The organism is Aeromicrobium sp. (assembly GCF_047607065.1).
GTDB lineage: Bacteria > Actinomycetota > Actinomycetes > Propionibacteriales > Nocardioidaceae > Aeromicrobium.
In genome coordinates this window covers 1-25,817 of sequence record NZ_JASGDU010000062.1, presented here as the reverse complement: position 1 = coordinate 25,817, position 25,817 = coordinate 1, and the positions used below count along the sequence as shown (strand labels likewise).

Here is a 25,817-nt window from a genome sequence, read left to right as displayed (position 1 = left end):
CCATCCACAACCACCTGCCGGGAGGGGTTGACCTGATGAGGTGAGCCACGCCACAGTATGCGGCAAGATTTCTGCGTCTTTCGGGGGAAGGAACGCCGGATGGATCCGACGGCCACACTGTCCACGCGCGTCCGCGACCTGGTGCGTGAGCGCCGCATCGACCCGCGCGCCGACCCTCTCGCCGTCCGGCGGGCCGCCCAGGAGGTCGTCGCCGCCCACGAACGCGCGAGCCTGACCGGCGACGCGGTCACCGCCATCGAGGAGACCGACGCGGCCATCGCCCAGCTGGTCGCCGACGTCGCCGGCCTCGGCCCGCTGCAACCCTTTCTCGACGACCCGGCGGTCGAGGAAATCTGGATCAACGCGCCCGACCGGGTCTTCGTGGCCCGCGCCGGACGGCACGAGTTGACCAGCGTCATCCTGACCGCCGACGGCGTGCGAGAGCTCGTCGAGCGCATGCTGTCGACCACCGGCCGCCGGCTCGACGTCAGCCAGCCGTTCGTCGACGCGAACCTGCCCGGCGGACACCGGCTGCATGTCGTGCTCGACGGCATCGCCAAGGGGTTCACCGCAGTCAACATCCGCAAGTTCGTCGCCCGCGTCCACGAGGTCGGTGCGCTCGTCGAACTCGGCACGCTCGATCAGCACGCCGCGGAGTTCCTGCGGGCCAGCGTCGTAGCCGGCCTCAACATCGTCGTCTCGGGAGCGACCCAGGCAGGCAAGACGACCCTGCTGAACTGCCTGGCCGGGGCGATCCCCGGTCACGAGCGCATCGTGTCGGTCGAGGAGGTCTACGAGCTGCAGATCGCCCATCCGGACTGGGTGCAGATGCAGTGCCGCCCCGCCGGGCTGGAGGGCAACGGCGAGATCGACCTACGGGCGCTCGTCAAGGAGTCCCTGCGGATGCGGCCGAGCCGGATCATCGTCGGTGAGGTCCGCGCCGCAGAGTGCCTCGACCTGCTGCTGGCTTTCAATTCTGGCCTGCCGGGCCTGGCGTCCATCCACGCGAACTCCGCCCGGCAGGCGCTCGCCAAACTCTGCACCCTGCCGCTGCTGGCCGGCGAGAACATCGGTTCAGCGTTCGTACTGCCCACCGTCGCCAGCACCGTCGACCTCGTCGTGCACACCGCCCTGGACGCCCACGGACACCGGGCCGTGCAGGAGATCGTGGCCGTCACCGGGCGCATCGAGGCAGGCGTCGTCGAGTGCGAGCCGGTCTTCGAGCGGTCCGGCGGCGACCTGCGGCGCTCCCTCGGGCGGCCGATGCGGGCCGAGGCCTTCTCCCGCGCGGGCCTGGATCTCGACGCGATCCTCGGCGGTGCGACATGGGCGCACTGATCGGCCTGGCCTTCGGTCTCGGCGTCACGCTGCTCGCGTCGTGGTGGAGCACGCCGGAGCCGCCGCGCCTGGGTCGCACGGCCCGCAGCGGCCCCGGCCGCTCAGCGGCGGCGATCCTGCCAGCGGCCGGTTCGGCGCTCGCGGCCCTGGTCGTCGTCGCCGCAGTCACCGGATCGACCGTCATCGGCGCGGGCTTCGCACTGCTGGCCGCCTTCGCTCCGTCGGCGATCCGTCGCGGACGCCGGGAGCGGCAGATCCGCGAGCGCCGGGCCGTGTGGCCCGACGCGGTCGACCACCTGGCCTCAGCGGTCCGCGCCGGGATGTCACTACCGGAATCCCTGGCTGCGCTCGGACGGCGCGGGCCGGACCAGTTGCGTCCCTATTTCGAGCAGTTCGGCCGCGACTACCAGGCCGCCGGGCGGTTCGACGACGCCCTGGACCGGCTCAAGGACCGCCTCGCCGATCCGGTCGGCGACCGCGTCGTGGAGGCCCTGCGGCTGACCCGGCGCGTCGGCGGCCACGACCTCGGGCGCGTGCTGCGCTCCCTGTCCGGCTTCCTGCGCGACGACCTGCGCACCCGCGGCGAACTGGAGTCGCGCCAGTCCTGGACGGTCAACGGGGCGCGGATCGCAGTGGCGGCCCCGTGGCTCGTCCTGCTCAGCATGGCCGGCCGCCCCGAAGTCGTGGCCCGGTATTCCACGCCGACCGGAGCCGTCATCATCGTGGCCGGAGCCGTGGTCTGCCTCGCGGCCTACCGGCTGATGGTGCGGATCGGGCGGCTTCCGGCCGAACGGCGGGTGTTCGCATGAGCGTCGGTCCGGTGCTCGGTGCCCTCCTCGGCGGGGCGTTCACGCTCGGTGTGCTGCTCGGCGTCACCGGCTGGCTGCGCGGCCGGCGTCCCGCCCTGATCGACCGCGTGGCCCCGTATGTGCGCGATGTCGCCGACCTGAACCCGCACGCCAATGTCGACACAGTCTCGATCCCTCAACGGCTGCATGCAGCGGGCACGGCTGTCGCCGATGCCATCGGCAGCGCCGACAGCGTCCGCCGCAGGCTCGACCGGCTCGGCTCGGCGATGAGTCTGGAGGTCTTCCGCGCCCGGCAACTGCGCCGGGCCGGAGCCGCTGCGGGCCTGTCGGTGGCGCTGAGCCTGCTGATCCTGGCCCGGCACCCGACCCCGCCACTGGCCCTGCTCATCCTGTGCGCCATCGCAACCTTCGGGGCCGCCTGGTGGTGCGACCACGACCTCACCCGGCGAGTCGAAGCGCGCGAGGCGGCCATGCTGCAGGAGTTCCCCACGATGGCCGACATGCTCGCCCTCGCCGTGGCGGCCGGTGAGAGTCCGGCCGCCGCCGTGCAGCGGGTGTCCACGCTCGCGCACGGGGACCTTGCCGACGAGTTGCGGCGCGTCATGGGCGACGTCCATGCCGGCGGCACCGTCGCCGACTCCTTCGACGCCCTGGCCTCGCGCACCGGTGTCGGTGCCATCGCGCGGTTCGCCGAAGGCCTAGCCGGTGCCATCGAGCGGGGCACCCCGCTGGTCGACGTACTCCACGCCCAGGCCGCCGACGTCCGCGAAGCCGCGCGGCGCGCACTGATCGAGACCGGCGGCCGGCGCGAGGTCCTGATGATGGTGCCGGTGGTCTTCGCCATCCTCCCGGTCACCATCGTCTTCGCGTTCTATCCCGGCCTCATCGGCCTGCATTTGACATCCGGATCCTAACGAGAGGAAAGCCATGTCCCACCGTCCCTGGTACGCCCGCCTCACCTCACGCCGCCGCACTCCGCACCGCGACGACGGCGACGTCCCGGGCTGGGTGATGATCACCGTGATGAGCGCCGGAATTGTGGCCGCGCTCACCGCCATCGCCGGTCCGGAGCTGTCGCGCATCCTCCAGCAGGCGCTGGCGTCGGTCGGTGGCTGACCGGCCTCCCCGGCACCGCGACGGCGGAACGGCGGTCGTCGACTTCGTGCTGGTCATGGTGATCGTCGTTCCGCTGGTGCTCGGCATCGCCCAGGTGGCGCTCATCATGCACGTGCGCAACGTGACCACCGCAGCGGCCTCCGACGGAGCGCGGGCGGCCTCGGTCCTCGACGCGCCGCCGGGCATCGGCAAACAGCGCGCCCGCGAGCAGATCGAGGCGGCCATCGGCGACCGGTTCCTGCGCGACATCGAGGTATCGCCGGCCGAGGTCGGCGGCGCTCCCGGTGTGGAGGTCCGCGTCGTCAGCGAGATCCCGGCGCTCGGCCTCTTCGGCCCGGCCTTCACCGTCGAGGTGACCGGCCACGCGGTCAGCGAGGTCGAACCGTGACCCGGCGGCCCTCGCAGGGCACGGCGACGGTCGAGTTCGTCTGGCTCACGGTCCTGCTGCTCGTACCGCTGGTCTACCTGATGCTCGGCGTGTTCGAGGCCCAGCGGGCGGCCTTCGCCGTCTCGTCAGCGAGCCAGGCGGCCGGACGCTCGTTCGTCCGCGCACCGGACCTGGCCACGGCCCAGCAGCGGGCCGAGCAGGCGGCCCGCGTCGCCCTGGCCGACCACGGGGTGACCGGTGCCCGGGTCGACATCGCCTGCCAGCCGACTCCCGCCGACTGCCTGCAGCCCGGATCAAAGGTCCGCGTGACAGTGACGGTCGACCAGCCGCTGCCCCTCATGCCGTCAGTGCTCGGCGACGACCTCGGCACCATCACCGTCGACGCCGTCCACACGCAGGCCTACGGCTCCTACCGCGAGGGCAAGCGGTGACCCGGCGCGACGACGGCCAGATCACCCTGCTGACCGTGGGCCTGTTCGCCGTGCTCGGCGTGCTCGCCGCCGTGGTCGTCAACGCCTCGGATGCCTTCCTCGAGCGCCAGCGGCTCAACGGGCTGGCCGACGGCGCGGCCATCGAGGCCGCCGACGCCCTCGACCTCGCCGCCTACTACGACGACGGCCAGATGACGCTCGACCTCGGTGCCGCGCGAGCGCGCGTGGCCGAGCACGTCGCCGACACGCCGGGCGTCCGGGTCCTCGAGGTGCGTCTCGACGGCGACCGCGTCACGGTCCGGCTCGCGCAGGACATCAGCCTGCCGCTGGCACCGCCGGGCATGCCGTCGACCACGACGATCACCGCCGAGGCCACCGGACGGCTACACCCCTCGAGCTGATCGCGGTTGAGAGACACCGCAGACAGGAGGAATCCGGTCCCTGAGGTGCGAGGCCGCCTGCGGCCGAGCCTCGAAGGGACTCCACCGTCGCAGGCTTCGAGGTGGTGGCCCCTCCCGCTTGCGGGGGACAATGACCGGCTCCGCCTACCGGCGGTCGCTCTTACGCGCCGACGAGCAGCCCCCGAACCGTGTCGATCTCGGTCGCCGCGAACCACTGCAGATGGCCGGATTCGTCGAGCGCCAGATGGAACGACGCCACCTGGTCGAGCGCCACCGGATCGTCAGCTTCGGCCACATCGGCCGCAACAGCCACCGGACCGGCCTCGGCGGCCTCCTCCAGCGCCGCCAGCTCGTCTTCCTCGTCGGCCGTGGCCGCCACCCACTGCTCGTTGCCCAGTGCCTCCCCCGCAGCCAGGCGCGCGAGGTCGTCGGCGGAGGCGGCGAGGTAGACCCGCACGGTCACGCGCCGTCTCGCTTCGGTCGCTGGCGGCCCCTCGGCGCGCGGCGGCGCGCGGAACTGACCGACTCGACCAGTTCCTCCATCGACTCGGCGATGCACTGCGCGAGCACGTCGAGGTCCGCCATGGCGTCGCGGTCGGCGACCAGCCCGTAGAACACCCGTCCGTTGTAGGAGGTGACGGCGATGGACAGCGCCCGGTGGCCGTGCAACGGGATGCACGAATAGACCTCGCGTACCTGCTGTCCGGCCAGGTAGACCGGATCGAACGGGCCGGGGACGTTGGTGATGGTGATGTGGTGATCGCGCCGCGCCTCGGCCATCGCCACGCGCGCGCCGACCGCGTGGAAGGTCGAGGTGGCAAAACCTGGCAGATTGGCCAGCTCGTTGGCGGCCACGGCCTGCCCCGTCTCGCGGTGGTCCTTCAAGGCGTACGAGACCTGATGCAGGCGCACGACCGGGTTGGACTCCCCGACCGGCAGCGACACCAGGTGACCGGTGACCCGGGAGCCGAGCGACGTCGGCAGGCCGTCGGAGAGCACCGACATCGGCACGAGGGCGCGGAAACTCGTCTTCGGCGTGACCGATTCGGCCCGCGTGAGCATCCAGCTGCGCAGGCCCCCGGTGATCGAGGCGAGCACAACATCGTTGACAGTACCGCCGTGGAACTCGCGCACCCGGCGCAGATCGTCAAAGGACACCGACAGCGTGGCGAAACGGCGGTGCCGCGACAGCGTGGCCTGCAGGACCCCGGTGGCCGGCGGTGTACCACTGCCGACGGCCGGCAGGTGCCGCACGAAGCGGCCGGCGATGCGCTCGACGGTCTTCAGCGCCTCGCCAGGGCGGGTGACGGTGTGGTTGAGGGTGGCTGCGGCCAGCGCCACCGGCCCCGGATCGGGTCGCGGGTTCCATTCTTCATGGGGGATGTCGCGCGCGTGCGCCACCTCCTCCAGCAGAACCTGTGCCAGATCGACGGTCTCCGACCCGTCCACGAGCGCCTGGTGGGCCTTGAACAGCAGCGCGACCGCGCCGTCCTCCAGCCCCTCGATCAGATACAGCTCCCACAGCGGCCGGTCGAGGTCGAGACGGCGCGCGATCAGCCGCGCCACCAGCTCGTGCAAGGCATCGCGCGTGCCGGGCGACGGCAGGGCAGAACGGCGCACGTGCATCGTCATGTCGAAGTTCTCGTCATCGGCCCACACCGGCGCACCGAGCCGCGCGGGCACGTGCCGCGGTACCTGTCGATAGCGCGGCACGAGGTCGATGCGCTCGTCGATGATGCGCAGCAGCCGGTCGTAGTCCAGCGGCATCTCACCCGGTTGGAGGATCGTCAGCGTCGCGATCTGACGGGGTACCGCAGGGCTGTCGCTCTGTAGAAACAGAGCGTCCAGCGGACTCAGACGCTGCATGTCACTCCTCACTATGGTGAGGGCGAGGCTACCACCGCAGACCGCGTGAGAAGCGAGGTGACCAGGGCGTCGACCGCGAGGACGAACGGCGATTGCGGCGCGGCCGCCCGTGGAGTGATCCCGACCATCATCGCGGCGTCCAGGCAGGCGGGATCGTCGGGGAGAAACGCCTCCGGCCGGACCCCGGCCAGCCTCCAGATCGTTTCGGCGACCTCGCGCTCACTCCATCCGAGCGTGGGCCGATGCCGGTTGACGACCAGCGCGTGAGGTAGCGCGGCGAGGAGGTCGCGCACCTCGTTCAGACCGCGGACCAAGCGAGCGAGTCCGAGCGGATCCGACCGGCCGACCGCAACGAGCAGGTCCGCCTGTTCGAGGCCCTGCCGGGCCACCGCGTGCCGGGACCGCGCACCGCCGCCGTCGAGGTCGAGTCCCGAGCCGACGTCCACGACCACCAAGTCGACCTGCCCCCGCAACCGCTCCACCGCCTGCTCGAAGGCACCGGCCCGCAGCAGCGGCCACTGGTCGGGCCGGGCCAAACCGGTCAGCAACCCGAGTCCCGGCTCGATCTCGAGGAGGTGCTGCGGCACTTCCTCGGCACGCGCCTGCGCAGCGGCCCGGCAGGCCGCCAGCACGCCGCTGACCTCGTCGAGCACCCCGAGCATCGGCGCGAGGGCACCACCGGCGACATCGGCGTCGACCAGGGCGACCGTCATGCCTGGTTCGCGGGCCGCCGCAGCCGAGGCCAGCGCCACCGCGAGGCTGGAGCGGCCCGGAGCGCCCGCCGGGCCCCAGACCGTGACGACGCGCCCCCCGCGCCGCTCTGGAACCGCCTGCACCGTTTCCGTCGGCACCTCCTCCTCGGGCTGGTCGAAGTCGATCCGACCGAGGTCCTCGGGCGGACAGTGCACGGCGATGCCGAGCGCCTGCGCTGTGGCAGCATCGCCGCAGCTGACGACCCGGACGCCCGCCTCGGTTAGGTCGCGGACGGCATCGAGGTCGAGTCCGGCCAAGCCGGTGTCGACCACGGCGACCCGCGCAGCCCCGGTGCGGGTCACGGCCAGCAGCTCGGCGAGATCAACGCACCGGCGTGCCAGTGTGAGGTGGTCCGACGCCTCAACCGCTGCGAGCGCCACGGCCTCCCACGAGGCCCCGACTGCGGCCACCGCGACGGGGGTCACGGCACCCGCACCACGGTCACGTGACCGGCAGCGAGAGCTGCCACCTGGTCACCAACCAACACAGTGTCACCGAGATCGACCACGATGGTCCTCGTCACGCTCGCCCCGAGGGATTCGACCTGCCCCGGATCGATCACCCGCACGTCCTCCACGGTCACAACCGCCGCTTCTGCGGTGCCCTCCCCCGGTGCCGGGCCGACCCAGACATCAACGCGATCACCGGCCTTCAGGTCGTTCGGGAAGTAACCGGTCTGCACGCTGATCGGCAGGTGTCCGTGGGAGCCTGCGTCACCGTTCCACGATGCCTCGCTGACGAGGGTGCCCGCAGCGAAGTCCCCGGCCCAGGTCAGATCGTCGAGCCGCTTGGGTAGTTCGGCGTCACTGCGCAGGTGCGCCTCGGCCGCCGCGCCGCTCAACCGTGCTTCGACGGCCACGAGATCGTCAGCCGAGACCGGATCGCCGGCACGAACGTCGTCGGCGACCGCCCAGTACGACACGGTGTCGTCGGCCGCCGCCACGAGGCGCGCGCCCACGACCATCGCGCCGACGACGAGCACCACCCCGGCCAGCAGTCGCGGATCGCGCCATCGCCGTGCGCTCATGCGGAGCGCGGGGCGCATCACGGTGCCCGATTGCGTCATTGTCCATCCCCCCGAACGGTCCTGATCGGTGCCGCTGCGGCACCTGCTCCCCGATGTGTAGTCGATCCGGGCGGGCGCGTCCAGCCCCCGTCTCGGTTATCCACAGGACGGATGTTTTTGACACGGCGGCGTGCCAGACTGACGTCATGGTTTCGCCGTCCCCGCGGTTCCTCACGCTCCCCGATGTCGCCGAGGTCTTGAACGTCACGGTGCGTCAGGTGTATGCGCTCGTGCGCAGCGGCGACCTGCGAGGCATTCAGATCGGCGGACGCGGCCAGTGGCGGGTCGAACAGGTCGAACTCGAGGACTACATCCAGCGTCAGTACGCGCGAGCACAGGCGAATCTATCCGAACTGGACCACGAGCACTCCTCCGCCGAGTGAGACGCAGGCCACCTCTTCCCTCGCGCTAAATGGTGCGGTCGTACTACTATCGCGGCCATGCCGCGATCGCCTCGCACGCCTGGATTCCTGCCCGTCACCGCTGCGGGCGCGGTCATCATCGCGGTCACCTTGTCGTTCGCCCCCGCCCTCGCGAAAGACGGCCTGGAGCCGGTCGGCTCCCGCGACGCGGCCGAGCAACGCCAGGAGTCCAGCCCAACACTGGTTCCGGTGCCCGAACCGCCGCCGCGCGCCGAGGTGCCCCAGGACAGGTACGCGATGGCCGGCGGCTGCTACGCCCTGCAGGCCGGCGACGGCAGGTGGGTCGCCAAGAGCGGGGACGGCTACGTCACGATCGCTGACGAGGCCGATGCCCACCCCTTCCACTTCCAGGCCACCGAACTGGGCCGCTACCTGATGTTCGACGCCGACGAGAAGTTCGTTTCGCGCGCAGGCGGCATCACGGCCGCCGACGAACCGAGCACGGACGCGGAGTGGACCGTCGACGCCGCCGACGGCGGTTTCGTGTTCACCGAGGGCCTGACCACCGACGCAGGCACGCTCACGAGCGGTGCCGTCACTGCCTTCGCCTTGAAACTCACCAACGGCTGCGCACCCTGGGACGAGGTCGAGGTCAACGTGACCGGCCCGGTCTTCGCCGGCACCTCACCACTGCAGGAAGTCCGCGGCTACCTCGACGACCACATTCACCACATGGCCTACGGCTTCCTCGGCGGCGGTATCCACTGCGGCCGGCCCTGGCATCCGTACGGCGTGAAATACGCGCTCGCCGACTGCCCCGACGCCGAGACGCTACTGCCCGAGGCGATCCTCAACGGCGGCGTCAGCGACCAGCCCGGCGGCTGGCCGACCTTCGCCGGATGGCCCGCCGCAAGTGATCTGATCCACGAGGGCACCTACTACAAGTGGGTGGAGCGGGCCTGGCGCGGCGGCCAACGCCTGTGGGTCAACCTGCTCGTCGAGAACACCGTCTTGTGCAAGCTGTATCCCGGGCCGAACAAGACCTGCACCGACATGGACTCGATCCGCACGCAGGCCGCCCAGACGCACGCCTTCGAGAACTACGTCGACGCCCAGTGGGGCGGCCCCGGCAAAGGCTGGTACCGGATCGTCGGCACCCCAGCCGAGGCCCGCGCGGTCATCAACCAGGGCAAACTCGCCGTCGTGCTCGGCACCGAGACCAGCAACCTGTTCGGCTGCAGCATCATCCTCGACAGCGAACTGCCGGCCTGTAACGAGCAGGCCATCACCGAGGGTCTCGACGAGCTCTACGACCTCGGCATCCGCCAGATCGTTCCCACCCACAAGTTCGACAACGCCTTCGCCGGGGCCAAGGGCGACGAGGGTTTCAACGGCATCGCGACGAACCTCGGCAACTTCATCCAGAACGGCACCTTCTTCGACATGCAGACCTGCCAGGAGGGGCAGACGCCGGACCACACCCAGCTCAACCCCGACTCGATCCCCGAGGAGAACCTCGCCGCCGCACTGGGCGACCTCCTCAGCCGGGTCTCGGCGGCCAGCCCGCTTCCGGTGGCCCTGCCGGCCTACGGACCCGGCCCGCACTGCAACCAGAAGCACATGACCGACCTGGGGCGCTTCATGTTGAACGGCATGGTCGAGCGCCACATCATCTACGACGTCGACCATATGAACGCCTTCAGCCGCTCCGACGCGCTGGACGAACTGGAGCAACTGGGCTACTCCGGCGTCATCTCCAGTCACTCGTGGGCCGACCCGACCGCCTACCCGCGGGTCTACGCCCTCGGCGGCATGGTCAACCCGTACGCCGGCCACAGCGAGGGCTTCGCTAGCGAGTGGGCGAGCCACCAGGACAGCATGGACGGCCGCTTCTACTACGGCGTCGGGTACGGTGCCGACACCAACGGTCTCGGCCCGCAGGGCAGCGCGCGCGGGGCCGATGTCGACAACCCGGTGACCTATCCGTTCCAGGCGTTCTTCGGCGTCCAGGTCGACCAGCAGGTCTCCGGCGAGCGCACCTACGACATCAACACCGACGGCGTCGCACACTACGGCCTGTACCCGGACTGGATCCAGGACCTGCAGATGGTCGCCGGACAGGACATCAACACCGACCTGCTGCGCGGCCCCGAGGCCTATCTGCTCATGTGGGAGCGCGCCAACGGCATCACCAACGACGCCTGCCGCCAGCCCGAGTTACGCCGCCAGGCCGCCGACTTCGGCACGATCACGGTCGGAACCAACTCCGACGCCGTGCTGACCGGCTTCGGCCAGCCCCATCTGCGCCGCGACAACACCTACCAGTACTGCGCGCTCGACGGCCAGGCCGAAGCCACCGTGACGGTGACCTTCGACGGCACGACGGTCACCGCCGTCGACACCGGCGCACCGAGCGACGGCACCGGCGGCCAGGGCGCGGGAACCGGCGGTGACAGCGGGAACGGAAACAGCCTCGGCGGCGGCACCGGCGTCGTGACGCAAGCCGGTGACGGACTGCCGGGCACCGGCGGCCCTGGTCTGGACACCCTGCTCGCGGGTCTTCTCGCGCTGCTGTGCGGTCACATCATGGTCACCTCGGCACGGCGGCTGCGCTCGCGCACCGGACGCTGAGCGCGGGCCGGTTTCCCATCGAGAAAAACGGCTGGTAGTGTTCCTGCTCGCGCACCCCTAGCTCAATTGGCAGAGCAGCTGACTCTTAATCAGCGGGTTCAGGGTTCGAGTCCCTGGGGGTGTACCAAACGGCAGAATCGTGGAGATTCCCGCCGATCCACCAGGCCCTCGACCCTCACGGTCGGGGGCCTGTCCCGTTTCCAGCCACTCCAGGCTGTCCCCGGTCAGGCCAGGTAGGACACCGCAAGCACGGCCGCCGACAGTGCGAGCATGCCCAGGCAGTTGAGCCAGAACGTCCATCCGACGAAGCGCGCCCGGATGTGGGCGTAGGCGGCGCAGCAGAAGTAGGCGACCACGGCGATGTTCGTGGCCAGGCCGACACCCTCGTACTTCAGGCCGGCGAGGAGGCCTGCGACCGCGAGCAGCTTGACGACGATCAGCGTCCACCACCACTCCTGCGGGTAGCCGACGCCGTCGAGGCAGTCCCGGATGAGTGCGGGCGGCTTGATCGACACCAGCGCGTCGCCGAGCAGAATCAGCGCCAGGAGCGCGGTCGGCAGCCACAGGTCGGGGGTCTCGGTCATGGCGCTTCCTCTCGTCGTACGACGATTGTGCCAGTAGATCCGCCGTCTGAGGTGTGCTGCGCTCGCACTGGGGGCACCTCCCGCCTGCGGGGGCAATGACCGGGTGCCCGCCTACCTGCAGCGCGACGGAAAGGCCGCGAGTTCGGTCACAGGATCAGCACAGAGCGACGCCAGCGCGAACCCAACGGCGCTTCCTACGGTCGCAGCACACCCATTCGCTGCCCGGAAGGAAGACCGGTGTTCCTCACCCATCTGAAACGAGAACTCGGCGGTCGCCGCAAGCAGACCGCCATCATCGCCATCGGCATGGCCGTGGCCATCGCCCTCGTCATCGTCGTCAATGCCTTCGCCGCAGGGGTCCGCGATGCCCAAGACGAGGTGCTGGAGTCGGTCTACGGCGTCGGCACCGACATCACCGTGACCCAAGCGCCCGAAGCCGGGTCCGGCGGACCCGGAGGCGGGCAGTTCGACTTCGACGAAGATGCCGGCGAATCCACCGACGACGGCACCCGGCAACTGTCACAGCAACGCCTCAGCGCCGCCAGGGGTTCGGCGACCTTCGCCGCGACCTCCCTCGCCACTGTCGCCGATCTCGACGGTGTGGCCGGTGCCGTCGCTACCTTGACGCTCGAGAGCACGAGTTTCAGCGGTGAGATCCCCGACGCGGCCGCCTCCAGCGAGAGCGGCTCCAGCGAAAACGGCCCGCCCAGCGGCGGTGGAGGCTCCTCCGGTGGAGGCGGCCCCAGTTCGTTCTCCATCGATCGCTTCACTGTCACCGGCGTGGACGCCACTACCGACGCTCTCGGCCCACTCACCACCATGGAGATCACCGACGGCGAGGGCCTGTCGAGTGCCGGGGCATCCGATGCGGTCGCCGTTCTCGATTCGGTGTACGCCAGTGAGGTCGGCCTGGCCGTCGGAGACACCCTCTCCGTGGCTGGCACCGACCTGTCGATCATCGGCATTGCCACCTCCACCAGCGGCGAGGGCGTAGCCACCGAGTCCAACGTCTACATCCCGCTGACTCTCGCGCAGTCGCTGTCGGGCCTGACCGATCAGGTCTCGACGATCTACGTGCAGGCCACCTCCGCCGACGCGGTCAGCACGGTCGCCGCCGACATCGAGGCCGCGCTGCCGGACCAGTCGGTCGAGACCCAAGAAGACCTCGCCTCCTCGGTCACCGGCTCATTGTCGAGCGCCGCCGATCTCGCCTCCTCGCTGGGTAAGTGGCTCTCGGTCGCGGTACTGGCTGCGGCCTTCGGACTCGCGATCTTGTTCACGGTCTCCGGCGTCAACCGCCGCACCCGCGAACTCGGCACGCTCAAGGCGATCGGCTGGTCGCGGCGACGAGTTGTGGCCCAGGTGGCCGGCGAGTCGCTGGTGCAGTCGCTCATCGGCGGCCTCATCGGCGCAGTCGTGGGCCTGCTGGCGATCATCGGCCTCAACCTGGCCAAGATCACCCTGACCGCCGCCCAGCAGGCAGCCGGCGGGCCGGATGGGGCCGGCGGCGGTCCTGGTGGCGGCGGACCCGGTGGCGGCGGTTCGGCGCAAGATGCCGCAACGAGCGCCGTCGACCTCATCCTGCGCGCCCCCATCAGCCCGCAGATCATCGCCATCGCCCTCGGCGTCGCCATCGTCGGCGGCCTTCTGGCCGGTGCCGTAGGCGGCTGGCGCGCCGCCCGACTCAGCCCAGCCGTCGCCCTGCGATCCCTTGCCTGACCGTCACCGACCATACGGAGAATCGACATGTATTCCATCACCGGACTGACCAAGACCTACAAGACACGGGAACGCGGCACCATCCGCGCACTCGACGGCATCGACGTGGAGATCGCCGACGGCGAACTGGTGGCCATCCAGGGACCGACCGGCGGCGGCAAGTCGACGCTGCTACAAATGCTCGGCGCTCTCGACCGGCCCACCGACGGCTCGATCAAGGCCTTCGACCACGACCTCGCGGCCCTCGGGGACGGCGAGTTGACCCGCATCCGCGCCCAGCGGATCGGCTTCGTCTTCCAGCACTACAACCTGATCCCGACACTGACGGCGGCCGAGAATGTGGAAGCCGCGATCCTCCCGGCCAACTCCGGCTCGCTGAGCGCCGCAGAGCGTCACGAGCAGGCGCGCGAGGCGCTGGCCCAGGTGGGCCTGGCCGACCGGGTCACTCACCGCCCGGCCGAGCTGTCCGGCGGCCAGCAGCAGCGGGTCGCCATCGCGCGGGCGCTCGTCAAGCGGCCCGACGTGCTGCTCGCCGACGAGCCGACCGGCAATCTCGACGAGCACATGCGCGACGAGATCTGGGACGTCATCGAGGATCTGTGGCGCACGGCCGGGCTGACGGTCGTGCTCGTGACCCACGATTCGGCCATCGCCAGGCGGACCCCCCGCCGCCTGCGCATCGCCGCTGGCCGGCTCACCGAACTCGACTGACTCGCGGGGCGGAGGCGGTCAGTGCAGGTACCACTGGATCGCCGGGCAGGTGTCCATGACCATCGGGATGCCGGCCGCCTCCGCCCGCGCGAAGGCCGCCTCGTCGATCACCCCGAGTTGCAGCCAGATGCCCTTGACTTCGAGGTCGATGGCCTCGTCGACGATCTGCCCGGCCGCCTCCGAACGCCGGAAGACATCGACGACATCGATCTCGAAGGGCACCTCAGCCAGGCTCGGGTAGCCCTGCTCCCCCAGCACCACGGGCGCGTCGGGGTGGATGGGCACGATGCGCTTGCCTCGCTGCCGCAACAGCGAGGCAATCGTGTAGGCCGTGCGCGACGGATCGCCCGACAGGCCCACCACGGCCCATGTGCCGAGTTCGTCGAGCATGAGATCGACCGCCGCGCGGTCCTGCCAATCCGGTGACATGAACCCAATCTAGAGAAGTCTGGTTTATTCGGGCTGTGTGCCGCCTGCCGGTCCCTGAGGTGCGAGCTTGCGAGCCTCGAAGGGACCAGAACCGTAACTCATTTCGCCCTTCGAGGCCGCTCGTTCCTCGCTACGCACCTCAATGAGCGGCCTCGACCTCTACATCGGCACCTCTCTAGGCTGGAACTCCCCAGCGCGCCGGCGCGTTGGAGCCGCAAAGGAGTGATGCCCCCATGAAGTGCCCCACCGACGGAACGACCCTCGTGATGAGCGAGCGATCCGGGGTCGAGATCGACTACTGCCCCGACTGCCGGGGCGTGTGGCTCGACCGCGGCGAACTCGACAAGATCCTCGACCGCGCCACCGCCAACCTCTCGCCCGCGCCCGCGCCTCGAACCTCTGCGTCCGCCTACGCCGGTACGCCGCGGCGAACCAAGAAGAAGGAGCACTGGCTCATGGAGTTGTTCGACTGAGCCGTCTTCGGGCGGCTGACAGAATCGCCGCATGTGGATCGGCTGGCTCACCCTCGACCTACGGCTCGGCGATGTCCATTCGCTCAAACAGAAGCGCTCGGTCGTGAGGCCGCTCGTCGCCGAGGTCAAGCGGCGCTTCGCGGTGTCGGTCGCCGAGACCGGCCACCTGGACCTGTACCGGCGCACCGAGATCGGCGTCAGTGTCGTGGCGGCCGACCGGGCACACGTGGCCGAGGTGCTCGACGCCGCCGAACGGCTCGTCGCGGCCCACCCGGAGGTCGAGGTCGCCGAGGCTCGCCAGCGGGTGCTGCGCGACGACGACATGGATTGACCGGCCGATCGCGCGTGACCCGTCTTCGGGCGCACGGCGGATGCTCGGCATACTGACAGACGTCCAGATCGTCTGCAGGCTCGCTCCTGTCGAAAGGAATATCGTGCGCAATCCCCGTGCTTTCCTCCGCCCGCTCGCCGTCGGTGCCCCCGCGCCCCTCGCGGACGTACCCTTCCGCCCGAGCCGGATGATCCACTTCTTCGACCCGAGCAACCCGAAGATGGCCGAGAAGGTGCCGTCCATCGCGGCGAAGGTCGACATCATCCTGGGCAACCTCGAGGACGCCGTCAAGACCGAGAACAAGGATGCCGCGCGCAACGGCCTCATCGAGATCGGCAAGAACAATGACTTCGGGGACACACAGTTCTGGGTGCGTATCAACTCGCTGGATTCGCCGTGGGTCCTCGACGACCTGGTTTCGCTGGTGACCGAGATCGGCGACAAGCTCGACGTCATCATGGTGCCGAAGGTCGAAGGTGCCCAGGACATCCACTACATCGACCGCCTGCTGGCCCAGTTGGAGGCGAAGGCCGGCGTCACCAAGCCGCTGCTCGTGCATGCAATCTTGGAAACCGCGCTCGGCGTGGCCAACGTCGAGGAGATCGCTGCGGCCAGCCCGCGCATGCAGGGCATCAGCCTCGGCCCGGCCGACCTGGCCGCGAGCCGCCGCATGAAGACCACCCGCGTCGGCGGCGGCCACCCCGGCTACCTGGTGCGCACCGACCCGACCGGTGAGGACCTGAACGAGGGTCGACAGTCCTTTCAACAGGACCTGTGGCACTACACGATCTCGCGCATGGTCGACGCCTGCGCCGCCAACGACATCCTGCCCTTCTACGGCCCGTTCGGCGACATCAAGGACGTTGTGGCCTGCGAAGACCAGTTCCGCAACGCCTTCCTGCTCGGCTGCGTCGGCGCATGGAGCCTGCACCCGGTGCAGATCGACATCGCCAAGAAGGTGTTCTCCCCGTCGAAGGAGGACGTCGAGCACGCCAAGACCGTCGTCGAGGCGATGGGCGACGGCTCGGGCGCAGTGATGATCGACGGCAAGATGGAGGACGACGCCTCCTGCAAGCAGTGCCTCGTGATGCTCGACCTCGCCCGCGAGCTCGCCGCCCGCGACCCCGAGCTGGCCGAGCTGTACGCCCTCTAACCCTCCCAGGTCCCTGCCCTTCGAGGCTCGCAAGCTCGCACCTCAGGAACCGGCACCTCGGTCCCTGAGGTGCGAGGAGGAACGACGAGCCTCGAAGGAACCTCAGGGAGTCCTACCCCTTTAGGAGACCCACATGACCGACATCCGCCCCCGCCGCAGTGTCCTGTACATGCCCGGCGCCAACGAGCGCGCACTGGAGAAGGCCAAGACCATCGACGCCGACGCGCTGATCCTCGACCTGGAGGACTCTGTCTCCCCCGACGCCAAGGAGGCCGGCCGCGCCAATGTGGTCGCCGCCGTGAAGTCCGGCGAGTACGGCCACCGCGAACTGGCCATCCGGGTCAACTCCATCGGCACCCAGTGGCACGACGACGACGTCGTGGCTGCCAGCGAAGCCGGCCCGGACGCGATCCTCGTCCCGAAGGTCGAGTCCGCCGAGCAGGTGCTCTCGCTCGTGGCCGCGATGGAGGCCGCCGGGGCCCCCGATCACACCCAGTTGTGGGCCATGATCGAGACGCCCCGCGCGCTGCTGCACGCCGAGGAGATCGCCGCAGCGCACGAGCGCCTGACGGTCATCGTCATGGGCACCAACGACATCGTCAACGAGACCTACGGCCTGCACGTGCCGGGCCGCAACCCGGCGGTGCTGACCTCGCTGGCGTGGACGCTGCTGGCAGTGCGGGCGGCGGGCAAGGTCATCATCGACGGCGTCTACAACAACGTGAAGGACCCCGACGGCTTCGAGGCCGAGGCTCGTCAGGGGCGCGAGATGGGTTTCGACGGCAAGACGCTCATCCACCCCAGCCAGGTCGAGCCGGCCAATGTCGCCTTCAGCCCCTCGGAGGCTGACATCGAGCGCGCGAACGGCATGATCGCCGCCTTCGAGGAGGCCGCCCGCGAGGCCAAGGGCGTGGCCACCTACAACGGCAAGATGATCGAGGAGTTGCACATCCGCGACGCCAAGCGCATCCTGGCGTTCGCCGAGGCGCTCACCGGACGCTGAAAACTCAGAACCCGCGCGGATAGGCCGAACCCCCGGTCATTGAGGTGCGAGGAGCTTGCGACGAGCCTCGAAATGAGCTGCGGCTTGAGTCCCTTCGAGGCTCGCAAGCTCGCACCTCAGGGACCGGAAGGAGCGGCCTCGAAGGGCGCACCTCAGGGACCGGCAACTTGCGGTGGCTGAGGTGTGAGGCCGCCTGCGGCCGAGCCTCGAAGTCACCTAACCGGCGCCTCGGTAGGTCCCTTCGAGGCTCGCAAGCTCGCACCTCAAGGACCGGAAGGAGCGGCCTCGAAGAGCGCACCTCAGGGACCGGAAGGCGGCACATAACCCGCATAGATCAGCACTTCCTCAGAACCCGCGCGGATAGGTTCACTGGCGGAACCTACTGGTGCCTGTTCTTATCGCCCTTCCCGCCCGCGAGGCCGTCGCAGCAGTGCTGTGGCGGCCTCGCGGCGTCTCAGGGCGCGAGACATCCGTCAGATTAGTGTGTCCTAAGTCACATTTCCTGTCGCACAATGCCATGAGTTTGTCCTCGTACGCGAAGGCGTACCCAGGGCTTGCGGTGCATATATCAGCGCGTCCGGCTGTCGCGAAAGGCGAAGAAATATGGTGGAGATCGGTGCTCGTCCAGAAGTTCATCCGGTCCGCCGGCTGGTTCGTAAATACGGACGGGCACTGACAACGCCGCTGGTCCCCGACGACTATTTCGAGTTGCTCAGCAGCCAGTGGTCCACCCGCGAGTTGACCGGCGAGATCGTCGCCCGGCGCAAGGAGACCCCCAACTCCACCACCTTGGTCATCCGGCCGTCAGCGCCGTGGCCCGGACACTCCGCCGGCCAGTACCTGCGCCTCGGCGTGGAGATCAACGGCATCCGGCACTGGCGGGCCTACACGATCACCTCCGATCCCGAGCACCGCGACGGCCTACTGTCGGTCACGATCAAGCACGTCGGCGGCGGCCGCGTCTCACCCTGGGCCAACGACTACCTGCGTACCGGCGACAAGGTCTTCCTCGGCGAGGCCGAAGGCACCTTCATCACCCCGGACCCGGTGCCCGGGAGCATGCTGCTGCTCACCGCCGGAAGCGGCATCACCCCGATCTGGGGCGTCCTACGCGAGCTGACCCGCCTGGGCAACCTCCGCGATGTGGTCCACATCCACTGCTGCCACGACGCCGAGGACTTCATCTTCGGCACCGAGCTGAACGCCGCCGCCGAACTCGAACCGGGCTACACCCTCATCCCGCACTACCGCTGCGATAACGAGCGGCTCAGCCCGGCCGACCTGGAGCGGCTCGTGCCCGACTGGGCCGAGCGCACCACCTTCCTGTCCGGGCCGAGCGCGATGATGAACGACTTCATCGCCCACTGGGACGCCCACGGCAACCGGTCCCTACTGCACCTGGAGCGCTTCCAGCCCATCGTCGGCGGCGACGCCACGGTCGATCCCGGAGCCGGCGGCACAATCCGCTTCCGAGTCAGTGACTTCGAGGCCGACAGCGACGGGCGCACCTCGATCCTGGAGGCCGGTGAGGCCGTCGGCCGCCAGCTCCCCCACGGCTGCCGCATGGGCGTGTGTCACACCTGCAAGTGCACGCTGGTCAGCGGCAAGGTGCGCGACCTGCGCACCGGCGAGGTCAGCGGCGATCCGGGAGACCTGATCCGCACCTGCGTCAACGCCCCCGAGGGCGACATCGAACTCGACGAAGGACACGTCGTCATCAAAGGAACGAACGCGAGGAACCCAGCATGAGCGCCACGTACGCAGAGTCCGACATCACCGGCACCTCTGCCGACCCCAACCACCCGCTGCACAAGCTCACCCGCGAACAGCTCGACGAGATCGGCCGTGAGTTCCAGGCGATCCACGACGAGGTCTACGCCGATCTCGGTGAGCGCGACGCCGAGTACATCCGCGGCCTGGTCCGCTTCCACCGCAGGCTCGCGGCGCTCTCGCGCGTGGCCCTGCTCGGCTCGAAGTCGACTCCGGCCCTGATCGGCGGCACCATCGGCCTGTCGATCGCCAAGATCATCGAGAACATGGAACTCGGCCACAACATCCTGCACGGCCAGTGGGACTGGATGAACGACCCGCACATCCACTCCTCTTCCTGGGAGTGGGACAGCGCCTCGCCGTCGAGTTCGTGGAAGCACTCGCACAACTACATGCACCACACCTACACGAACGTGATCGGCAAGGACCACGACGTGGGATACGAGATCATGCGCGTCGACGAGCGCCAGCCGTGGAAGCCGGCCTACCTCGGACAGCCGCTGTACAACCTCATCCTCGCGGCGCTGTTCGAGTGGGGCGTGGCCTTCCACGACCTCGACATGGAGGCCATCAAGAAGGGCACCAAGTCGAAGGACCAGCTCAAGGCCGAGCTCAAGGAGATCGGCCGCAAGGCACGCAACCAGATCGTCAAGGACTACATCGCCTTCCCGCTGCTGAGCGGCCGGGCTTGGAAGCGCACCCTGCTGGCCAACGCCACCGCGAACGTGGCGCGCAATGTGTGGGCCTACGCGATCATCTTCTGCGGTCACTTCCCCGACCAGGCCTACACCTTCACCGAGGAGGAGGCGGCCGACGAGTCGCTGGGCGCCTGGTACGTCCGGCAGCTGATCGGCTCGGCCAACATCGACGGCGGCGACCTGTTCCACCTGATGAGCGGCAACCTGAGCTTCCAGGTCGAGCATCACCTCTTCCCGGACATGCCCAGTTCGCGGTACAAGGAGATCGCGCCGCGGGTCAAGGAGATCTGCGCGAAGTACGAGTTGCCGTACAACACCGGCCCGTTCCGCAAGCAGTTCGGCTCGGTGCAGCGGGCGATCCTGCGGCTGGCGTTCCCCGGCGGCGGACCCACGCCCAAGCCCGGCCCGTTCCGCGCCGGACCGAAGGATCGGCGCCGCACGGTCGATGCGAACCCGCTGCGCGAGCCTTTCCCGGCGGCCACATGAGGCGATGACGCCCCCGATCTCGGTCTGCGTCTCTCGCAGTCGCTGGGCTTCGGCATCGGCCGGCGGACCTCTCCGCACCCCCTCAGCGTCACCAGGAGCGCAGCGCGGCAACGAACTCCTCGGGAGCGTCAGAGGCGACGTAGAGGCCGGCATCGTCGACGATCACGGTCTCATGCTCGGGGAACGCGGCCTCCAGTCGCTCGCGCTCCTTGGGGCGGAAGACCTTGTCGGCACCGCCCCACACGATGAGCGTCGGCAGCCCGGCGAGGTCGGGCAGCCCGGCCTCGAGATCGGTGAAGAAGGCCCGGCTTCCCGTGATGCAGCCGGGAAGCGTAGCGGAGGCGCGGCGGCGCTCCGGCGTGTCCTGCGCTCTGCGGTAGTGAGCCATCTCGGCGGTAGTGGGCTTGCGCCGGTGATGCCCGGTGGCGAGGAAGGCGTTGATCAGGAGGTCGGTCCGGCGGGCGAGCAGCCGCATCGGGGCCGCACCGCCGACGCGGGAGGCCAGCTCAAACCACGGATCGCCGTTGGCCGGCCAGGCCCACGTGTTGGCGAACACCAGCCGCCTCGCCGTTCCCGGCCTCCGCAGCGCCGCGGTCAGGCCGATCGGGCCGCCCCAGTCCTGTCCGACGAGGGTGACGCCCGTCAGGTCCAGAGCCTCGACGAAGCCGGTCACCACGGCTGCGTGTTCCTCGGGTCCGAAACGATAGCCCCGTGCCGGGACCGACAGCCCGAAGCCGGGGTAATCCAGGGCGAGGCAGCGGTGGTCGTCACGCAGGGCGGCGATCACCTCGCGCCACAGGAAAGACCAGGTCGGGTTGCCGTGCAGGAACAGCAGGATCGGCGCGTCAGCCGGCCCCTCGTCGACGTAGTGGACGAGGTTCCCGTCGATCTCCACGAAACGGCTCTCGAAACCGAAGAGGTCGTCGTCGACCCAGTCGGGGCGGACTCCCGCCGGCATGTCGGTCATGCGCACCCTTTCCTCGAAACGGTTCTTCGGTCGACTACAATGACTTGAGATTCTCAAGTGAACTTGAAAAAGTCAAGTAGGTGTCATGCGAAGCTACGGCCAGTACTGCGGACTCGCCCGCTCCCTGGAGATGATCGGCGACCGCTGGAACCTGCTCATCGTCCGCGAACTGCTCGTCTCCCCCGCCCGCTACCGCGATCTGCAGCGCGGCCTGCACGGGATCGCCACCAACCTGCTCGCCGACCGGCTCCGCGACCTCGAAGCGGCCGGAGTCCTGGAGCGGCGGCTGAGTGACAACGGGCAGGTCGTCGAGTACACGCTCACCCCGTGGGGGGCGCAGTTACGCGAGCCGATACAGGGCCTGATCCGCTGGTCCTTGCCGCTGATGATCCGCGGACCCGAGGGCGATGAGTTCCGGCCGGCCTGGCTGAGCCTGGTGCTGCCCACCCTGCTCGCACCGCGGGTGCCCGAACCCGAGACGTCCGCCATCGGCCTGGACATCGGCGAAGAGCTGTTGCGCCTCGTATCCGGCCCGGCCGGATACGAGGTCACCCCGCGCGGCGAGGATCCTGTGGACGCCACCGTGCAGGCCGATGCGCACGGCCTCCTCGGCCTCGCCTCCGGCGCGCTCAGCCTCGATGACGCACTCGCGCTAGGTCTCGTGCGCATCGACGGCGACGTCTCCGTCGTCCGCACTGCCTTTGCCGCCTGACGGGAGGGGTTGTGGTCGCGGGCAGACGCATCCCTCAGCTTGCGTCCCGCGCCAGGCGGGCGGCGGCCGCGTCGATGCGCTCGTCGGTGGCGGTGAAGGCCACGCGCACATGCCGGGCACCGGCCGGGCCGTAGAACTCCCCCGGCGCGGCCAGGATGCCGCGTTCGGCGAGCCAGTCGACCGTGACACGGCACGGCTCGTCGCGCGTCGCCCACAGGTACAGCGAACCCTCCGAATGATCGATCCGGAAGCCGGCCGCTTCCAGCGCGTCGCGCAGGCGCGCCCGGCGGGCCGCGTACCGCTCGCGCTGCTCGGCCACGTGCGCCTCGTCGGCCAGGGTCGCGGCCAGCGCCTGCTGCACCGGTGCCGGCACCATGAAGCCCAGGTGTTTGCGGACCGCGAGCAGTTCGGCCACCACCGCGCGGTCACCGGCGAGGAAGGCCCCCCGGTATCCGGCGAGGTTGGAGCGCTTCGAGGCCGAGTACACCGCCAGCAGACCGGTCGGGTCACCCCCGCAGACGTCCGGATGCAGGATCGAGACGGCGGGAGCCTCCCAGGCGAAGTCGAGATAGCACTCGTCGGAGACCACCATCGCACCCCGCTCGCGCGCCCAGTCGACGACCTTGCGCACATGGTCGACACCGAGGATGCGCCCGCTGGGGTTGGCCGGCGAGTTCAGGTACAGCAGCGCGGGGCGGCGCGGTCCGACTGCGAGCATCGAGTCGGCCGCCAGCACCTCACATCCGGCATAGCGGGCACCGACCTCGTAGGTCGGATAGGCCAGTTCGGGGTAGACGACCAGGTCACCGGGACCCAGCCCGAGCTGTGCCGGCAGGTTGCCGATCAACTCCTTGGATCCGATGGTCATCAGCACGTGCTCGGGCGTGATCGTCCCTGCAACGGCACCGCTGGCCCGCGTCACCCAGTCCGCGATCTGCGCGCGCACCGCCTCGGGACCGGCCACCGTCGGATATCCGTGGGCGTCGCCGGCCGCAGCCAGTGCTTCGCGCGCCACCTGCGGCACCGGGTCGACCGGCGTCCCGATGGACAGGTCCACCAGGCCGCCCTCGTGCGCGGCGGCGCGAGCCTTGGCCGCAGCGAGGGTGTCCCACGGGAAGTCGGGAAGCCGGCGCGACACCGCTGCCACGCGGATCAGTCCTGGTTCTGCGGCGGCAGCGCCTCGATCATCGCGTGATCGCGGTCGATCTGACCGAACTTCGCCGCACCGCCGGGCGAGCCGAGTTCGTCGAAGAAGTGCACGTTGGCGTCGTAGTAGCCGGCCCACTCCTCCGGGGTGTCGTCCTCGTAGAAGATGGCCTCCGGCGGGCACACCGGCTCGCAGGCACCGCAGTCGACGCACTCGTCGGGGTGGATGTAGAGCATCCGTTTGCCCTCGTAGATGCAGTCGACCGGACACTCATCGACACACGCGCGATCCTTGACATCCACGCACGGCTGGGCGATCACATATGTCACTGCTCGGTCTCCTTACGAATCTGCCGTCTTCCAGTATCGCCGCTGGTCAGGGTTGCCGGCACGTTAGGTTCACCTCATGGACACCTCCCCTGTTCGACCCCCCGGACCCGAGACGACCGGGCGGCGGATCAGCGTGCGCTTCCGCACCGACGACGGCGGCGCGAGCGATGTCGTCGGCCGGGTAATCGGCACCGCCCCGGCCCTGCGGCTGGAGCGGCGCGACGGCACGGTCGCCTCCGTCGATCCCGCGACGGTGTTGATCTGGCGTCTCGTGCCCGACCGGCCGGTGCGGACCCGCCGGGCCACCGCGACCCCCGTGGACCGGCTCGCCCGCATCGCCTCACTCGGCTGGCCTGCGGCCGAGACCCATGCACTCGACGGCTGGGAGCTGCGGGCTTCGGGCGGATTCACCAAACGGGCCAACTCGGCCGCAGCGTTCGGCCCGCCCGAACAGCCGCTGGCCGATGCCCTCGCCGAGGTCACCGGCTTCTACCGCGACCGGGGCCTTGCTCCCCTGGTGCAGGTCGAGACGGACTCCCCGGTGGATCAACAGATCCGCCGAGATCACCACTGGCGGCCGGTGCCCGGCGGCGACACCCTGGTCCACGTCGCCCAGCTCGACCGCCGCTGGCCCGTCAGCGGCGATCTCACGATCACCGCCGCACCCGATACGGCGTGGCTGGACGCCTACGGCCCGCCCGCGACCCACCGCGCCGCCGCTCTGGCGGTGCTCTCCGGGCCTCCGGCAGCCGCGCACCTGCGCCTCGGCGGGGCGGTCGCGCGCGTAGTGGTGACCGGCGAATGGGCGGGCCTGTCGGCCCTGCGCGTGCCCGAGGAGCATCGGCGAAGCGGTCTCGGCCGCCGCCTGGTGACCGCCTGCCTCGGCTGGGCGGTCGAGCACGGCGCGGACAAGGCATACGTCCAGGTCACCCTCGGCAACGAGGCGGCCGAGCGCCTGTATCGCAGCTTCGGCTTCGTCGACCATCACGCCTACCGCTACCTCACCCCCGGCTGAGCGCCCCGGATAGGCGCTGGCTGAGGTACGTAGGCCGCTTGCGGTGGAGCCTCGAGGCCTGCGGTGGCGGGTCATTTCGAGGTGTGCTGCGCTCGCACCTCAATGACCGGGTTCCGCCTACCCGCGTACCTTCTAACTGCCGGCCCGGAGAGTCCCGCCGAGGCACACAGCATGTCCACAGTCATCCGCCGGGAAGTAGCCAGGATCGCTCCCTACGATGGCGCTATGAGCCACCATGACGATGCCCCCGAAGCCCACGACCTCGGCTTGTCGCACGACCTGCCGACGATCCTGACCCGTCGCCGCGCACTCGGGATGCTGAGCGCAGCCGGCCTGGCCGCAGCCCTGGCCGCCTGTGGTGCCGACGGCACCACCCAGACATCGACCGACCAGAAGTCGCAGGGCACGCCCCCGAGCGACAGCACCAGCACGTCCACCGGCGAGGGAGAGATCCCTGAGGAAACCGGCGGCCCCTACCCGGCCGACGGCACCAACGGTGTCAACGTCTTGACCGAGAGCGGCATCGTTCGCAGCGACATCCGCTCCAGCTTCGGCGAAGCGAGCGGCGTCGCCGAAGGCATCCCGCTGACCTTCAGCCTGACCGTCGTCGATGTCAGCGGCAGCGACGACGTGGGTAGTGCCTTGGCCGGCGCGGCCGTCTACGCCTGGCATTGCAACCGCGACGGGCACTACTCGATGTACGACGACGACATCGCCGAGGAGAACTACCTGCGCGGCGTGCAGGAGTGCGACGAGGACGGCACGGTGACCTTCACCTCGATCTTCCCCGCCTGCTACTCCGGACGCTGGCCGCACATCCACTTCGAGGTCTACCCCTCCGTGGACGACGCGACTTCCGCCTCCAACCGGATGCGCACCTCCCAGCTGGCCTTCCCCGAAGACGTCTGCGCCGAGGCGTACGAGACCGAGGGGTACGAGCAGAGCGTGCAGAACCTGTCCAAGGTCAGCCTGGACAGTGACAACGTGTTCGGCGACGGCTACTCCCTGCAGATGGCCACGGTCAGCGGCTCGCCGAGCGAGGGCTACACCGCCACCCTCCGCGTCCCCGTGTAACAGCGGCGGGGGCGGGCGCAAAACCGGCCCGGCCCCCCCACCCGCAGCCCGGGGG

General features: G+C 69.6%; 29 protein-coding genes and 1 tRNA gene. 21 read left to right on the top strand and 9 right to left on the bottom strand.

Translation table 11 applies throughout. The annotated features are described in order from the left end of the window. Window positions 1–99: 99 nt before the first annotated feature. The 7 genes from QM597_RS10600 to QM597_RS10570 are packed head-to-tail and all read left to right on the top strand — an operon-like array spanning window position 100 to window position 4,483. Window positions 100–1,338: a CpaF family protein gene (locus QM597_RS10600; RefSeq protein ID WP_415004857.1), complete on the top strand. Its 1,239-nt coding sequence runs from the start codon at window positions 100–102 to the stop codon at window positions 1,336–1,338. Then, window positions 1,326–2,147, top strand: a complete 822-nt coding sequence (locus QM597_RS10595; RefSeq protein ID WP_415004856.1) for a type II secretion system F family protein — start codon at window positions 1,326–1,328, stop codon at window positions 2,145–2,147. Before QM597_RS10600 ends, QM597_RS10595 begins: the two co-directional genes overlap by 13 nt. Beyond that, window positions 2,144–3,061 carry a type II secretion system F family protein gene (locus QM597_RS10590; RefSeq protein ID WP_415004855.1) on the top strand — a complete coding sequence of 306 codons (918 nt, stop codon included), beginning with the start codon at window positions 2,144–2,146 and terminating at the stop codon, window positions 3,059–3,061. Before QM597_RS10595 ends, QM597_RS10590 begins: the two co-directional genes overlap by 4 nt. 13 nt (window positions 3,062–3,074) lie before the next feature. Next, complete coding sequence (locus QM597_RS10585; RefSeq protein ID WP_415004854.1) at window positions 3,075–3,263, top strand: hypothetical protein; 189 nt, start codon at window positions 3,075–3,077, stop codon at window positions 3,261–3,263. After that, entirely contained in the window at window positions 3,256–3,651 is a 396-nt protein-coding gene (locus QM597_RS10580) for a TadE family protein (RefSeq protein ID WP_415004853.1), read from the top strand. Before QM597_RS10585 ends, QM597_RS10580 begins: the two co-directional genes overlap by 8 nt. After that, window positions 3,648–4,082: a hypothetical protein gene (locus tag QM597_RS10575; RefSeq protein ID WP_415004852.1), complete on the top strand. Its 435-nt coding sequence runs from the start codon at window positions 3,648–3,650 to the stop codon at window positions 4,080–4,082. Before QM597_RS10580 ends, QM597_RS10575 begins: the two co-directional genes overlap by 4 nt. Next, a complete protein-coding gene (locus QM597_RS10570) occupies window positions 4,079–4,483 on the top strand; it encodes a pilus assembly protein TadG-related protein (RefSeq protein WP_415004851.1) in 405 nt (134 codons plus the stop codon). The genes QM597_RS10575 and QM597_RS10570 overlap by 4 nt, the downstream gene beginning before the upstream one ends. Before the next feature lie 160 nt (window positions 4,484–4,643). Here the strand turns inward: QM597_RS10570 and QM597_RS10565 are convergent, their stop codons facing one another. From QM597_RS10565 to QM597_RS10550, 4 genes are read right to left on the bottom strand one after another with little or no spacing between them, the layout of a single operon-like run. Further along, window positions 4,644–4,946 carry a hypothetical protein gene (locus QM597_RS10565; protein ID WP_415004850.1) on the bottom strand — a complete coding sequence of 101 codons (303 nt, stop codon included), beginning with the start codon at window positions 4,944–4,946 and terminating at the stop codon, window positions 4,644–4,646. Further along, on the bottom strand, window positions 4,943–6,349 hold the full coding sequence (locus tag QM597_RS10560; protein ID WP_415004849.1) for a WS/DGAT/MGAT family O-acyltransferase: 1,407 nt from the start codon (window positions 6,347–6,349) through the stop codon (window positions 4,943–4,945). Before QM597_RS10560 ends, QM597_RS10565 begins: the two co-directional genes overlap by 4 nt. 11 nt (window positions 6,350–6,360) lie before the next feature. Continuing rightward, window positions 6,361–7,527 (bottom strand): AAA family ATPase, encoded by a 1,167-nt coding sequence (locus QM597_RS10555; RefSeq protein WP_415004848.1) that lies wholly within the window; start codon window positions 7,525–7,527, stop codon window positions 6,361–6,363. Beyond that, window positions 7,524–8,129, bottom strand: a complete 606-nt coding sequence (locus QM597_RS10550; protein ID WP_415004847.1) for a hypothetical protein — start codon at window positions 8,127–8,129, stop codon at window positions 7,524–7,526. Before QM597_RS10550 ends, QM597_RS10555 begins: the two co-directional genes overlap by 4 nt. Window positions 8,130–8,314: 185 nt before the next feature. Between QM597_RS10550 and QM597_RS10545 the strand changes: the two genes are divergently transcribed. The 3 genes from QM597_RS10545 (at window position 8,315) to QM597_RS10535 (ending at window position 11,288) form a co-directional block, all read left to right on the top strand. Next, window positions 8,315–8,551: a helix-turn-helix transcriptional regulator gene (locus QM597_RS10545; protein WP_415004846.1), complete on the top strand. Its 237-nt coding sequence runs from the start codon at window positions 8,315–8,317 to the stop codon at window positions 8,549–8,551. A 57-nt stretch (window positions 8,552–8,608) separates the two neighbouring features. Beyond that, on the top strand, window positions 8,609–11,161 hold the full coding sequence (locus QM597_RS10540; protein ID WP_415004845.1) for a hypothetical protein: 2,553 nt from the start codon (window positions 8,609–8,611) through the stop codon (window positions 11,159–11,161). Window positions 11,162–11,212: 51 nt separating this feature from the next. Further along, window positions 11,213–11,288 (top strand) — tRNA-Lys (locus tag QM597_RS10535). 97 nt (window positions 11,289–11,385) lie between these two features. Here QM597_RS10535 and QM597_RS10530 read toward each other — a convergent pair. Next, window positions 11,386–11,745 (bottom strand): DoxX family protein, encoded by a 360-nt coding sequence (locus QM597_RS10530; RefSeq protein ID WP_415004844.1) that lies wholly within the window; start codon window positions 11,743–11,745, stop codon window positions 11,386–11,388. A gap of 237 nt (window positions 11,746–11,982) precedes the next feature. On the opposite strand from QM597_RS10530, the gene QM597_RS10525 reads away from it, so the two are divergent. Further along, window positions 11,983–13,464, top strand: a complete 1,482-nt coding sequence (locus QM597_RS10525) for an ABC transporter permease (RefSeq protein ID WP_415004843.1) — start codon at window positions 11,983–11,985, stop codon at window positions 13,462–13,464. 27 nt (window positions 13,465–13,491) lie between these two features. Next, window positions 13,492–14,175, top strand: a complete 684-nt coding sequence (locus tag QM597_RS10520; RefSeq protein ID WP_415004842.1) for an ABC transporter ATP-binding protein — start codon at window positions 13,492–13,494, stop codon at window positions 14,173–14,175. Window positions 14,176–14,193: 18 nt separating this feature from the next. Here QM597_RS10520 and QM597_RS10515 read toward each other — a convergent pair whose 3' ends face one another. Further along, entirely contained in the window at window positions 14,194–14,604 is a 411-nt protein-coding gene (locus QM597_RS10515; RefSeq protein ID WP_415004841.1) for a CoA-binding protein, read from the bottom strand. A 233-nt stretch (window positions 14,605–14,837) separates the two neighbouring features. On the opposite strand from QM597_RS10515, the gene QM597_RS10510 reads away from it, so the two are divergent. The 6 genes from QM597_RS10510 to QM597_RS10485 all read left to right on the top strand — a co-directional run bounded on the left by QM597_RS10510 (window position 14,838) and on the right by QM597_RS10485 (window position 20,518). Continuing rightward, window positions 14,838–15,077: a zf-TFIIB domain-containing protein gene (locus QM597_RS10510; RefSeq protein WP_415004840.1), complete on the top strand. Its 240-nt coding sequence runs from the start codon at window positions 14,838–14,840 to the stop codon at window positions 15,075–15,077. 31 nt (window positions 15,078–15,108) lie between these two features. Then, entirely contained in the window at window positions 15,109–15,408 is a 300-nt protein-coding gene (locus QM597_RS10505) for a DUF503 domain-containing protein (protein ID WP_415004839.1), read from the top strand. Window positions 15,409–15,595: 187 nt separating this feature from the next. Further along, window positions 15,596–16,561: an HpcH/HpaI aldolase/citrate lyase family protein gene (locus QM597_RS10500; RefSeq protein ID WP_415004838.1), complete on the top strand. Its 966-nt coding sequence runs from the start codon at window positions 15,596–15,598 to the stop codon at window positions 16,559–16,561. Between the two features lie 133 nt (window positions 16,562–16,694). After that, the gene (locus QM597_RS10495) at window positions 16,695–17,564 is read left to right on the top strand and encodes an HpcH/HpaI aldolase/citrate lyase family protein (RefSeq protein WP_415004837.1); all 870 of its coding nucleotides are present in this window, start codon (window positions 16,695–16,697) and stop codon (window positions 17,562–17,564) included. A 603-nt stretch (window positions 17,565–18,167) separates the two neighbouring features. Then, window positions 18,168–19,313 carry a ferredoxin reductase gene (locus QM597_RS10490; RefSeq protein WP_415004836.1) on the top strand — a complete coding sequence of 382 codons (1,146 nt, stop codon included), beginning with the start codon at window positions 18,168–18,170 and terminating at the stop codon, window positions 19,311–19,313. Further along, a complete protein-coding gene (locus tag QM597_RS10485; protein ID WP_415004835.1) occupies window positions 19,310–20,518 on the top strand; it encodes a fatty acid desaturase family protein in 1,209 nt (402 codons plus the stop codon). Before QM597_RS10490 ends, QM597_RS10485 begins: the two co-directional genes overlap by 4 nt. Before the next feature lie 88 nt (window positions 20,519–20,606). Here the strand turns inward: QM597_RS10485 and QM597_RS10480 are convergent, their stop codons facing one another. Continuing rightward, the gene (locus tag QM597_RS10480) at window positions 20,607–21,485 is read right to left on the bottom strand and encodes an alpha/beta fold hydrolase (protein ID WP_415004834.1); all 879 of its coding nucleotides are present in this window, start codon (window positions 21,483–21,485) and stop codon (window positions 20,607–20,609) included. Between the two features lie 85 nt (window positions 21,486–21,570). Between QM597_RS10480 and QM597_RS10475 the strand changes: the two genes are divergently transcribed. Continuing rightward, window positions 21,571–22,197 (top strand): winged helix-turn-helix transcriptional regulator, encoded by a 627-nt coding sequence (locus QM597_RS10475; protein ID WP_415004833.1) that lies wholly within the window; start codon window positions 21,571–21,573, stop codon window positions 22,195–22,197. Between the two features lie 34 nt (window positions 22,198–22,231). Here the strand turns inward: QM597_RS10475 and dapC are convergent, their stop codons facing one another. Further along, the gene (gene dapC / locus QM597_RS10470) at window positions 22,232–23,344 is read right to left on the bottom strand and encodes a succinyldiaminopimelate transaminase (protein WP_415004832.1); all 1,113 of its coding nucleotides are present in this window, start codon (window positions 23,342–23,344) and stop codon (window positions 22,232–22,234) included. A gap of 5 nt (window positions 23,345–23,349) precedes the next feature. Next, the gene (fdxA, locus tag QM597_RS10465; RefSeq protein WP_415004831.1) at window positions 23,350–23,673 is read right to left on the bottom strand and encodes a ferredoxin; all 324 of its coding nucleotides are present in this window, start codon (window positions 23,671–23,673) and stop codon (window positions 23,350–23,352) included. Window positions 23,674–23,749: 76 nt separating this feature from the next. Between fdxA and QM597_RS10460 the strand changes: the two genes are divergently transcribed. Next, on the top strand, window positions 23,750–24,688 hold the full coding sequence (locus QM597_RS10460) for a GNAT family N-acetyltransferase (protein ID WP_415004830.1): 939 nt from the start codon (window positions 23,750–23,752) through the stop codon (window positions 24,686–24,688). Between the two features lie 225 nt (window positions 24,689–24,913). Continuing rightward, window positions 24,914–25,762, top strand: coding sequence for an intradiol ring-cleavage dioxygenase (locus tag QM597_RS10455; protein ID WP_415004829.1), 849 nt, complete (start codon window positions 24,914–24,916; stop codon window positions 25,760–25,762). Window positions 25,763–25,817: the final 55 nt, after the last annotated feature.

Bases quoted from the DNA above. Each gene is read 5' to 3' on its own strand.
- QM597_RS10600 (WP_415004857.1), top strand. From the start codon at position 100: ATGGATCCGACGGCCACACTGTCCACGCGCGTCCGCGACCTGGTGCGT.
- QM597_RS10595 (WP_415004856.1), top strand. From the start codon at position 1,326: ATGGGCGCACTGATCGGCCTGGCCTTCGGTCTCGGCGTCACGCTGCTC.
- QM597_RS10590 (WP_415004855.1), top strand. From the start codon at position 2,144: ATGAGCGTCGGTCCGGTGCTCGGTGCCCTCCTCGGCGGGGCGTTCACG.
- QM597_RS10585 (WP_415004854.1), top strand. From the start codon at position 3,075: ATGTCCCACCGTCCCTGGTACGCCCGCCTCACCTCACGCCGCCGCACT.
- QM597_RS10560 (WP_415004849.1), bottom strand. From the start codon at position 6,349: ATGCAGCGTCTGAGTCCGCTGGACGCTCTGTTTCTACAGAGCGACAGC.
- QM597_RS10550 (WP_415004847.1), bottom strand. From the start codon at position 8,129: ATGAGCGCACGGCGATGGCGCGATCCGCGACTGCTGGCCGGGGTGGTG.
- QM597_RS10545 (WP_415004846.1), top strand. From the start codon at position 8,315: ATGGTTTCGCCGTCCCCGCGGTTCCTCACGCTCCCCGATGTCGCCGAG.
- QM597_RS10540 (WP_415004845.1), top strand. From the start codon at position 8,609: ATGCCGCGATCGCCTCGCACGCCTGGATTCCTGCCCGTCACCGCTGCG.
- QM597_RS10530 (WP_415004844.1), bottom strand. From the start codon at position 11,745: ATGACCGAGACCCCCGACCTGTGGCTGCCGACCGCGCTCCTGGCGCTG.
- QM597_RS10520 (WP_415004842.1), top strand. From the start codon at position 13,492: ATGTATTCCATCACCGGACTGACCAAGACCTACAAGACACGGGAACGC.
- QM597_RS10515 (WP_415004841.1), bottom strand. From the start codon at position 14,604: ATGTCACCGGATTGGCAGGACCGCGCGGCGGTCGATCTCATGCTCGAC.
- QM597_RS10510 (WP_415004840.1), top strand. From the start codon at position 14,838: ATGAAGTGCCCCACCGACGGAACGACCCTCGTGATGAGCGAGCGATCC.
- QM597_RS10505 (WP_415004839.1), top strand. From the start codon at position 15,109: ATGTGGATCGGCTGGCTCACCCTCGACCTACGGCTCGGCGATGTCCAT.
- QM597_RS10500 (WP_415004838.1), top strand. From the start codon at position 15,596: ATGATCCACTTCTTCGACCCGAGCAACCCGAAGATGGCCGAGAAGGTG.
- QM597_RS10495 (WP_415004837.1), top strand. From the start codon at position 16,695: ATGACCGACATCCGCCCCCGCCGCAGTGTCCTGTACATGCCCGGCGCC.
- QM597_RS10490 (WP_415004836.1), top strand. From the start codon at position 18,168: ATGGTGGAGATCGGTGCTCGTCCAGAAGTTCATCCGGTCCGCCGGCTG.
- QM597_RS10485 (WP_415004835.1), top strand. From the start codon at position 19,310: ATGAGCGCCACGTACGCAGAGTCCGACATCACCGGCACCTCTGCCGAC.
- QM597_RS10480 (WP_415004834.1), bottom strand. From the start codon at position 21,485: ATGACCGACATGCCGGCGGGAGTCCGCCCCGACTGGGTCGACGACGAC.
- QM597_RS10475 (WP_415004833.1), top strand. From the start codon at position 21,571: ATGCGAAGCTACGGCCAGTACTGCGGACTCGCCCGCTCCCTGGAGATG.
- QM597_RS10460 (WP_415004830.1), top strand. From the start codon at position 23,750: ATGGACACCTCCCCTGTTCGACCCCCCGGACCCGAGACGACCGGGCGG.
- QM597_RS10455 (WP_415004829.1), top strand. From the start codon at position 24,914: ATGAGCCACCATGACGATGCCCCCGAAGCCCACGACCTCGGCTTGTCG.